Consider the following 11,909-nt stretch of genomic DNA (forward strand, 5'->3'; position numbering starts at 1 on the left):
TATCAAGTGATGTTTGAAGAAAAGCCTGAGCGTGCAGAAACTTCACAGAAGAGCGAACTCTACCCTATTGATTTTTACCAGAGTAATACTGAGGCGCTAGCGCATCATTATGACGGCATCGCGTTTCGTGAAGAAAACCCAGAGGCACTAAAGCAAGTAAAACAGACGGCCTCTCAAGCTGGTGTCACGAGTTTTAGCGTCGTGCTTGCCAGCGTCTTTTTGACTTTATTTCATACCACTGGGCAAACCGATTTGACCATAGGGATCCCGATGGCTCGCCGCACCCGTAAAACACGCGCGATCTTAGGTCATTACTCAGACGTTGAAACGGTTTCTATTTGCGATATTGAACAGTACACAGGCGCATCGCTTATCAGTGAAGTTAGTAACCAGCTCACTCAATTACTGCTTTCGGGAAATAGTAATAAAGACGCTGCAAAGCATATTAATGTCACCTGTAACTACTTAGCCAAGCTAAAAAGCAATGGCATTCGCCCAGGGATCACCCCGTTGATGATTGGTCGCCAAGGGTACGAACTTGCCTTGGGCACAGCGGGAGATACCATTATCAAAGGGGTATCCATTGAGCCCGGTGTTTCACAATTTGATATCGAATTTACGCATTTTGAAACCGAAGGGGGCCTTTGCCGTAAAGTGGTCGCCGCTAAGTCTGTCTTTTCTCGCGTGGCCATGACACGGATCACCGATATTCAGGCGCGCTTTATTGAATTACTTACCCACTCTAGCGATCTTAATATCGCCGAACTGCCGGTACTGGATGAAGAAGAGCAGAAGCTTATCTTGGCGCGCAGCAATCAAGATAATGAAACCTTCTTTTCCGACACCACTTTAAATCACTGGTTTGAACAAGCGGCAAGTAAGCACCCAGATCAAATCGCGCTTAAGACCCAAACACACTCTATCGATTATAAAACCCTTAACGCCAGAGCCAACGCCCTTGCCTTGCATTTACGGGAGCAATATCAGTCTCAGTATCAACAAACCCTCACTGCCGATACGTTAATTGCGCTGTACATGCAGCCTTCTATCGAGATGCTGATTGCAATTCTTGCTGTCACTAAAGCGGGTGCGGCTTATGTGCCGCTGTCTCCCGACCATGCCAGCGAGCGAACAACCTTTATTCTCAGTGATACCAACCCAAGCCTGTTGATTGTCGACGAGCAAGAGTATGCCGCCGCACAAGACAAATGCCGTTTGGCGGAGGTGGCTTGCCCATTAGTTACGCCACTTAATGCCCAGCAACAAAGCGACACGGCCCCTGTCATCAGCCAATCACCACAGGACTTGGTATACATTATTTATACCTCAGGTACGACAGGCCAACCAAAAGGCGTGATGCAAACTCATGAAAACGTCGCTCGATTGTTCACGGCGACGGAGCAAGATTATGGCTTTGACCACCACGATATCTGGGTGCTTTACCATGCCTATACTTTTGACTTTAGTGTATGGGAAATGTGGGGCGCCCTACTTTATGGCGGTAAACTCTGTATTCCTGACAGCAACCTGATCCGTGATTTTGAGGCCTTTGCAGACTACTGCTCAGAGAATCAAGTGACTGTGCTTAATCAGACTCCTGCCGCATTCTATGAATTTAGCGCAGCGGCACTAAACGCAAAATTGAATTTTGACAAACTGAGGTATGTGATTTTCGGTGGTGACAAACTCAACCCCGAAATGCTCAACCCTTGGTGGAATTGTTATGGAGATGAGCAACCGCTGCTGGTCAATATGTACGGGATCACAGAAACCACGGTGCATGTCACCTATAAAGCACTCACGCAACAATCAAGTTCTAAAGCCTCTCATATCGGTAGACCCATATTAGATATGAAAGCGTACGTGCTAAATTCCAAATTGCAGTTGGTCGAACCTGGAGCTTGCGGTGAGCTATATATTGGTGGTGCAGGTCTTGCTCGTGGTTATTTAAACCGCGAAGCGCTCAGTCAAGAACGCTTTATTAGCAGTCCATATGCAAGCGAACAAGATATTCAACAAGGACGAGCCAGACTGTATAAAACCGGTGACTTGGCAAGACGCCTGCCGGATGGTGAGTTGGAATATATCGGCCGTAACGATAATCAGGTGAAGATCCGTGGCTACCGTATTGAACTGGGTGAAATCGAGAGCGTGATCAACCAATTGCCAGAAGTTGCTCAAGCGGTGGTTATCGACCGTACCTTACAAAATGTTCCCTACCTAGCCGCTTATATCAAGTTTAAACCAGAACATCATGGCCAAACTGCCCAAGTTAAAGCCCAAGTAGGTCAAGCGCTGCCCAGTTATATGCAGCCAAAAACGTGGACTGAGCTTGCGGAAATACCTTTGACTGGCAATGGTAAATTAGACCGTAAAGCGTTACCAGAGCCTGAGCTGGTAAGCCAAAGCGAATATGTGGCGCCGCAAGACGAAACTGAAGCGCAACTGTGTGAAGCATTTAAAACTTTGCTTGGTGTTGAGCAAGTGAGTACCAAAGATGATTTCTTTGCTATCGGTGGCGATTCTATTCTCACGATTCAACTCGTTGCTTTGCTCAGAAAGCAAGGCATTGAACTACAAGTAAAAGATATCTTTGACTATCCAACTGCAGCGGCGTTGAGTCAACGCATTATTAGCGTACAAGCGACTCAACGAGAGATAATACAAGAGCAAGGCCTGCTGAGCGGACGTTTTGACCTTCTGCCAATTCAGCAATGGTTTTTCAATAAAGCACTAGCGGAGGAGAACCATTGGAATCAAGCATTTGCAATCAGGATCCCAAGCGGCTATAGCCAAACTCAATTACAAGAGGCGCTACACAGTTTAAGTGAGCAACATGATATGTTGCGCACAACCTTTATGGAATTTGAAGGCCATATTACGCAAGAATACAACGATGTTAGTACGATGGCGCCACTCAACGTCCTTAACGGCAAGTCGCACGATGTACTAGCTGAGCTCAACGCGCGACAAAGCCAGTTCGATATTTGTACTGGCCCACTTTGGCAAGTTACGCATATCGAAGCATTTTGTGAAGACTATGACCTGCTTCACTTTGCGCTTCACCACTTAATCATCGATGCGGTTTCTTGGCGGATCATCGCGCAAGATCTGCAAACCCTTTTAGCCCAAGGAGAGTTACTGAGTAAACGTACCAGCTATCGTCAATGGGTAGAAATGATGCAGGCGTACCCAGCAGCACACCCGCAAGAAATGGCATTTTGGCAGCGTTTAGCAACCAACTTACCAAGCTATCCACCTTGCATGGCTGCAACACCGTCAACCGCTTGGTTAGAGTTAGACGCGCAAACCACGGCCCGCTTAATACGTGACGCGAATGCGGGCTTCAATACGCAAGGTGAAGAGTTGCTACTGGCTGCTTTGTGCCAAGCATTGAGTAAAACGTTTAAGCAAACTCAACATGCCATCACGCTGGAAAGTCATGGTCGTGAAATGTGGCGTGATGATGTTGATATTAACCAAACTCTTGGCTGGTTCACTTGCTTGTACCCGCTACGCCTGACTCAACAAACGACACTAAGCGACACCATTATTGATGCCAAAGAAGCGCTCCGTCAGATCCCGAATAAAGGTCTTGGTTTTGGTAGCGCACAACTGCAAGACACCAGCTTAACGTTGCCAAATATCAGCTTTAACTACCTAGGCCAAATGGGCGGACAAAGCGATGCGCTTTGGCAAATAGACAACCAACTGCAAACCGAAACAAGTTCCGCACAAAACGGCTCGGATCTGATCCTCGATATCAATGCGCTGGTTCAGGGCGAGCAACTCAGGATCAAAGTGGATTCATTACTAGATGGCAATCTTACCGATGCCTTCGCTAATCACTTAACACAAGCGCTGCATGATGTATTGGATACGGCGCTTGAGGCGAAAAAGCGCGGTGGTGTAAGCACCCCTAGCGATTTTGGCGCGGGCTCGCTTTCTCAGGAGCAACTAGCTGCACTGCAATCCCAGTTAAGTGAAACACAACTAGAACACACCACGACTCAGTCTGAAAAAACACAAGAATTAGAGATTTAAACCATGTTGAATTTATGCCAATCACTTGCAAAGGATAACATTGCGCTTTGGGCCAACGGCGACAAACTTAAGGTTGTCCATGGTGAGCAAGGACTCAGCCAACAATGGGTTGACTACCTCAAAGCAAATAAAGCCGCATTATTAGATTACCTTGTATCGCAGCAAGTTTTTTCCGAGCAAGACTTTGAACAGTTGCTTGCGGCTGAGCGTAAAAAAGCATCTGAGATCCGTGCCATCTTTGATGCTAACAGTATGCAAAAAGGTTTTGTTTATCATCACCTTGCCCAGCCAAATGATGATGCTTACCGAGTTCAGTTGGTCATCGATTACCATCAAGCACTCGATGTTGATGCTTACCAACAGGCTTGGATCTTGGCATCAATGCGTTACCCTGCGCTGCGTACTGCATTTAACTGGGAAAATGAAATCATTCAAGTGATCAAAGGAGGGGCCGGATTTACCCCAAATCACTTCCGTTTTCACGACTTCAGTACGTTAGACCAAATTGAGCAACAAGCACGTATCGACAAGCTCATTCACGATGACCGTAATACGCCTTTCGATCTAACTCAACCGGGATTAATGCGTTTTGCTATCGTCAAACGCGCCGACACACATTACACCCTAATTAAAGCAGAACACCACAGCATCAGCGATGGCTGGAGCTTTCCGGTGATGCTGCAAACCGTGCATCAAAACTACGCTAAACTGACCAAAGGCGAGCCGGTCATTGTTGAAGAAGAAACGGCTTACCTACAAACACAAGCGCTATATCAGCAAAACCAAAAATCTAGCGATAGCTATTGGCAAACCCAAAAAGCACAATTTGGTGAGCCCAATGATATCAACCGCTTATTGAGTAAAAATATTGACCAGTCTGGCTCGTCACAGATCCGAAAAGCAGCGGCGAGCGAGTTAAAACTCTCCTCAGAGTGCCATCAACAGCTCAAAGCGTTTGCAAAACAACACGGACTAACGCTGAACGTCTTAATGCAATTTGCTTGGCATAAAGTGCTGCAATCTTACTGCGACGCCGAGCAAACCATAGTCGGCACCACTGTCTCTGGTCGTGAACTACCCATTGATGGGATTCACGCGAGTGTTGGTTTATATATCAATACCTTACCTCTTGCCCTTGATTGGCAAGAAACGGCCAGTATTCGCACCCAACTTATAGCGCTGAAAGATAAAATTGCGGAACTTAACGGCAACAGCAGTGTTTCACTGTCGCAACTACAAGAGCCGAATACTCGCCTGTTCAACAGTCTATTTGTATTTGAAAACTATCCGACACCAGCGGGACAAGATGTACTCGAATGGTCGTTCGATAAGATGATAGAGAAAGTAGACTATCCACTCACCATCAGCATTGTTGAGCAACAAGATATCTTGCTACTTAAGTTGAGCTTCTGCGAAACCATGTTGGCACCAAGCAAAGCACAACGATTGCTCACCCAAATGACATTGGTGTTAGATGCCATTATTGCTGATGAGAACCAGCCGCATAGCCAAATTTCTTTGTTAAGTAATGATGAGCGAGCACCAATGGTTGAGGTAGATGAGCATGCAGATTATTTGCACTCTACTATCCATGAATTGGTTGCTCAGCAAGTACAAAAAACGCCAACTCGAATAGCGCTGGTTGAAGGCGAAATGCAGCTGACCTATCAAGAATTAGAACAAAGCGCGAATAATCTTGCCGCCTACATTAAAGATCATGTGGACGTTGGCAGCCATCGCTTTGTTGGGCTTTTCTGTGAACGCTCTATTGCAATGGTAATCGCAAAACTGGCTATCCTAAAAGCGGGTTGTGCTTATGTACCGCTTAATCCTGATTATCCAGATCAGCGCATAGAGTATATGCTCAACGACACGCAACTTGGTTTGATTTTAACACAAAGCGAGCTGCGCCCGCGTATCGAAACACTCGTTGTAAGTTGTGATGCAGAGCCGCAAATTACCTGCTTAGATAGCTTGTCTTTGTCTGATGCAGCGCCCGTACTATCAGGCGCACATGCGCAAACCGAAGCCTATGTGATCTATACATCCGGTACGACAGGTGAGCCAAAAGGCGTTGTCGTTCCACACCGTGGCGTTGTTTCTTTGGTACAAGATACTGATTTAATAAACACGTCAGAAAACGACGTGTTTATTCACCTATCTAATCCAAATTTTGACGCCGCAACGTTTGAAATTTGGACACCACTGATAAACGGCTGCAAATTGGTTGTAGCAAGTGCGCAACAAGGCGCGGATCCTGACAGCCTATCAAGGTTAATTAAACAACACGGTGTTAGTGTACTTTGGCTAACGCGCACACTGTTTGATTCGCTGTATTTACAACAACCTGATATTTATGACAATGTCCGCTGCGTACTAACAGGCGGTGAGGCAATCACCCCAAGCATAGTTAAACGCATTCTCGCCAGAGATACGCGACCAGAGTTGGTGATAAACGCATATGGCCCAACTGAAAGCACGACATTTACCACTTTCTATCCATGTGCCAATATTGATGGCCCGGTGCCCATCGGCCAAGCCATTAATCATCGCCAAGTATTATTGCTTGATAAACATCTTAATCCAGTGCCATACGGCGCGACAGGCGAGATATTTATAGCGGGTGCCGGACTTGCGTGTGGCTACCTTAATAAACCAGAAATGAGTGCTGCGCGCTTTATCGATAACCCGTTTGCAAGCGCAAAGGCCAAACAACTCGGGCTAGATAAACTGTATAAAACGGGAGACTTAGGACGTTGGTCCGAGTCTGGCGTACTAGAGTTTTTAGGCCGTAACGATCACCAAGTGAAGATCCGCGGGTTTAGGATTGAGCTTGCTGAAATAGAAGCACAGCTCAACGAATTGGCGCAAGTGAAAGTCGCCGCTGTGGTGGTATTCGAACAAGCGGGCAACAAGCAACTTGCTGCATACGTGGTACCAGAGCACGGCGAGTTAGACCTCAATGCAGTAAAACAGGAACTGGCTCAGGTTTTACCTAGCTATATGATCCCAAGCTACTTTGAAGTGATGTCGGCGTTACCGTTTAACAACAATGGTAAGCTGGATCACAAGCAATTGCCCACTCCAACCGTGGTGGATGAAGACAACTATCAAGCACCGAGCAGCGAATTAGAAAAACAATTGTGTGGTATTTGGCAGTCAGTATTGGGCCTAGAACAAGTGGGCGTTAACGATGACTTTTTCAAAGTCGGTGGCGATTCTATTGTCAGTATTCAACTTGTGTCTGCGCTGCGTAAAGCTGGCTTTAACCTTCAGGTTAAAGACATCATTGACGCCCCAAGCGTGGCAGCGCAGGCCTATTTAATTCAACATGTTAGCACTGACACCATTGAGCTTATCACGGAGCAAGGTAGGTTAAGTGGCGAGTTTGCACTCCTGCCAATCCAACAGTGGTTTTTCGATTTAGGGCTACCAAATCCACACCATTGGAACCAAGCATTTACCCTTCACTTGCCTGAACACATTGAACACACGGGGCTAACTCAAGCTATTCAAGCGCTGAGCGAGCATCATGATATGCTACGCTGCCACTTTGTTCAGACCAGCAACGGGGTAAAACAAGCGTACCAAGCGGTAATAGAGCTTGAAGTCCCATTACTTGATGCAACGGCTCTGAGTAAAGACGCGTTATTTAACGAATTGACCAAACTGCAAAGCCAATTTGATTTATTCAATGGCCCCCTGTGGCAGGCAGCGTTGGTGAAAACGGCCGAGGGCAGTCAGGTATTCTTTGCCTTCCATCATGCCATTATTGATGTGGTATCGTGGCGGGTGTTAAGCCAAGACTTACAAACCCTATTAAGTGGTGAAGCACTAACAGACAAGCTTACCAGCTATCGTCAGTGGGTGGATGCCATTGCCACCTACCCTGCGGCTCACCCTGAGCAAGCGTACTATTGGCAGCAGGTACAAAAAGGCTTTACTAGCCAACCCACTTACTCAGCACAATCACAATACAGCATCACGTTTGAGCAAGAAACGACCGCTAAATTACTACGCGATGCCAATCTTGGTTTGAATACTGACATTAACGACTTGCTTTTGGCGGCACTCAATATTGCCCTACACAGCACTTTTGACAGTACCGTTAATCATATTCAACTTGAAGGTCATGGTCGTGAAAATATAGATCCGCGCTTGGATGTGTCGCAAACCTTAGGCTGGTTTACCAGTATGTATCCTGTGCGCCTTGAACATCACGACGACGTTATTGCAACCATCGCAAACACCAAAGAAATGCTGCGCCACATTCCGGACAAAGGCGTGGGCTATGGCGCTTTTGTGCAAGCAGACAAAGTCAGCGCAATTCGCCCTCAGGTGAGCTTTAACTACCTAGGTCAATTGAATCAGCAACAACAGCAAAGCCGAGACTGGCAGCTGGATGATACTCAAGCAGGCTATGTGATGACTGAGGCAAACGCTCAGGCTGACAATGCACTGCTACTCAACATCAATGGCGCAGTTCGCGGTGACAAGCTTCACTTTGATGTGGTTTCGAGGTTGAACCAATCACAGTCGCTGGCATTTGTTGAGCACTTTGAAATGGCGCTTCATCAGGTCATTAATGCAAGCTGTGAACTAGCCGCGCAAACACCACAGCAAACCCCAAGCGATTTGGGGTTAAGCGACTTGTCTTACGGGCATTATCAAGCGCTGAGCAAACACTATAATATCGAAGCACTTTACCCTGCGAATAGCTTGCAACAAGGCTTTATCTATCATGCTGTTAACTTCCCGACGGATGATGCCTACCGAGTGCAATTGGTGATGGATATTGAACAAGTGCTAGAGGTTGAACATTTTATTCATGCTTGGCGTTTAGCGTCGCTTCGCTTCCCTATTCTACGCACCGCTTTTGATTGGCAAGAGTGTCTACTGCAAGTGGTGTGTCGCGACGCCAGTATTGATGACAGCTACTTCACCATAGTAGATCTGTCATCCCTTGACGAGCACGGCCAACAGCAAGCCATCAGCAAAGCCCAAGCCGAAGATCGACAAATTCCGTTTGACCTAAGTCAACCGGGGCTTATTCGCTTCACCTTATTTAAGCGCAATGAAAACCTCTACACACTTATCAAAACCGAGCACCATGCCATTAATGATGGCTGGAGTGGACCGTTAATGCTGCAAGCAGTCGCTGAGTATTATCGCCAGCTTTGTGCAGGGAAAACACCAGAGGTGCAAGCGCAGCAAACCTATTTAGAGGCGCAAGCTTATTACCTTAAAAATGCCAAGCAAACTCAGACATACTGGCAGCAACAACAGGCCGAATTTAACACCGCAAACGATATTAACTTGTTGCTTGGTGGCCAGTATGACTTGTCACAAAGTCGAATTGTTGAGCAAGTACAATCGGTGCAGTTTAGCCTTCAAGGCGAGGCGTTTAGGTCGCTACAACATACTTGTCAACAAGCTGGCGTAACCCTCAACGTTGCACTGCAATTTGCTTGGCACAAGTTACTGCAAACCTATTCTGGTGATAGCCAAACGATTGTTGGTAGCACAGTTTCCGGTCGTGAAATTCCAGTCGATGGGATTGAACAAGCGGTCGGTTTGTTCATCAACACCTTACCTTTAGTGGTGAATTGGCAAGCAGAAGCAAGCTGTAATGACATCCTCAAAGCCATTCAAAAAGGCGTAGCTGCACTCAATAGCCACAGCGACATGAGCTTGTCGAAGCTGCAGCGTGATGGTCAACGCTTGTTCCATACCCTCTTTGTATTTGAAAACTACCCGACTCCAGAAAATACTGGCAGCTGGAAGTTCAGAGAATCAATAGAGAAAGGCGACTATCCGCTTTCTGTGGTGGCCCAAAGCGAGCAAGACCGCTTAGACTTTGTGATGCACTACAACGGGGAATGGTTAAGCACAGCGCGGGCAGAGTGGATCCTTGACCAAGTACAAGCTATTTTGGTTCAGCTTGGGGAGCGACTGGCACAAAGCCATCAAAGCATTAGTTTGGTCAATAACCAAATGCAGACAACGCTTAGCCAATGGCACAACAACACCGAGTCATTTGCCACCGACAAAGATCTGGCAAGCTTAGTAGAGCAGCACGCCGCTAACACCCCAGAGCTTACAGCCTTGTTAACCAGCAGCGGTGAAGCGCTGTCTTATGCCGAAGTGAACGGTAAAGCCAATGCCCTTGCGAAGCAAATCCTTGCTCAGCACCCCAAAGCCCAAGCTGGCCTATTGCCTGCCGATACCCCTATCGCCCTCTACTTTTCTCGCAGTAGCGAGATGCTTATTGCTATTTTGGCCGTGCTAAAAGCCGGTGGCGCCTATGTGCCTGTTTCACCGGATTACCCAGAAGCTCGGGTTGAGTTTATTTTAACTGACACCAACACCGACTTAGTGCTAACGCAGGAGCGCCACTTGCCATCACTTAAGCCTGTGCTTGGAAAAGCTTCAGTGCTCGGCGTGAAGGCGCTCGGCGTAAACACTCATGCACTTGCAGTGGAGTCAGAGAACCCAGTGCACCCAACAGCGTTGGCTAACTTGGCTTATATCATCTACACCTCAGGAACAACCGGGCAACCAAAAGGCGTGATGCTCACTCAGCACAATGTGCTTTATTATCTTCACGCCATAACCTGCCAGTTAGGTGACAAGTATCGTAACATCGACTTTTCTTCTAACTACTGTTTTGACCTGTCGGTGACCACCACCTTATGCCCGCTCCTTGCTGGACAAACGGTATGTGTCTATGAAGGCGATATTCTTGATGCCGCCGCTTTTAGAGCTCACCTAAGTGCCGCGAATGTTGGCTTTGTAAAAACCACACCGAGCCTTGCCATGGCGCTCTTGCCTGGCAGCGATACTCACGTTGATACCCTCATGCTCGGCGGTGAAGCGCTGACTGAGCAAGCCATTGCCGCATTAAGCGACCATGTGAACGCTATTTTCGATGAATATGGCCCAACGGAAGCCACGGTCGGCGCGATGCTAGCACAGGCCTACCCGCGTCTTCATCAAGGCATAGGTAAAGCCTACCCTAATGTTAATCTTCATGTGTTATCTGAGTCGCTCCAACCCATGCCCATTGGTGCGCCGGGTGAGTTATATATTTCAGGCCTTGGGGTTGCTCGCGGTTACTTAAACCGCCCTGAACTTAATGCTGAGCGCTTTATTGATAATCCATTTAGTCACGACCCCGCCCATAGCAAGCTGTACAAAACCGGTGACCTTGCCCGTTTCCTAGACAGCGGCGACTTGGTGTATCTCGGTCGTAACGATGAGCAGGTGAAAATTCGTGGCTATCGTGTCGAATTAGGCGAGATTGCGGCAGCTATTATCGACCAGCAAGGCGTACAAAACGCGGTAGTGATTGATGTGCCTGCACCGCAAGGCAAAGCATTAGCCGCCTACCTTGTTGCAGAGCCCACTCTCGAACTCACTGAGTTAAAACTCGCCCTGAGTGCCGCTTTACCTGAATACATGGTGCCCAGCCACTTTACCCTAATCGGGCATATTCCACTCACGGGTAACGGTAAGCTTGACCGCAAGGCACTCCCCACACCGGAGCTTCAAGCCGACAACCTCTATGTGGCACCGCGTAATGCCTTAGAGACTCAGCTTTGTGAGATTTGGCAGCAGGTACTTGGCCTTGAACAAGTGGGCATTGAGGATAACTTCTTCAGTATTGGGGGGGACTCTATCTCGGCTATCCGGTTGATGAATGCTTGTAATAAAGCACTGGATTTAAACATCCCAATTTCAGCCCTGTTTGAGCATACCCATATTGCCGCAATCGTCGACAACTTAGAGACGTTGAGTGGGGATATCGAAATTAAAGCAGACTCCGGATCACAACAAGAACAAACTAATAGCATGAGGATTTAACC

Annotated in this window: 2 protein-coding genes; both read left to right on the forward strand. The window is 47.4% G+C overall.

Features of this window, described 5'->3' with window-relative positions:
• Positions 1–9 precede the first annotated feature (9 nt).
• Complete coding sequence (locus B1L02_RS11455; protein WP_232003182.1) at positions 10–4,044, forward strand: non-ribosomal peptide synthetase; 4,035 nt, start codon at positions 10–12, stop codon at positions 4,042–4,044.
• Between the two features lie 3 nt (positions 4,045–4,047).
• Positions 4,048–11,907, forward strand: a complete 7,860-nt coding sequence (locus B1L02_RS11460; protein ID WP_088531115.1) for a non-ribosomal peptide synthetase — start codon at positions 4,048–4,050, stop codon at positions 11,905–11,907.
• Positions 11,908–11,909 lie beyond the last annotated feature (2 nt).

Origin of the sequence: Pseudoalteromonas piscicida (genome assembly GCF_002208135.1) — a bacterium.
Lineage (GTDB): Bacteria > Pseudomonadota > Gammaproteobacteria > Enterobacterales > Alteromonadaceae > Pseudoalteromonas > Pseudoalteromonas piscicida_A.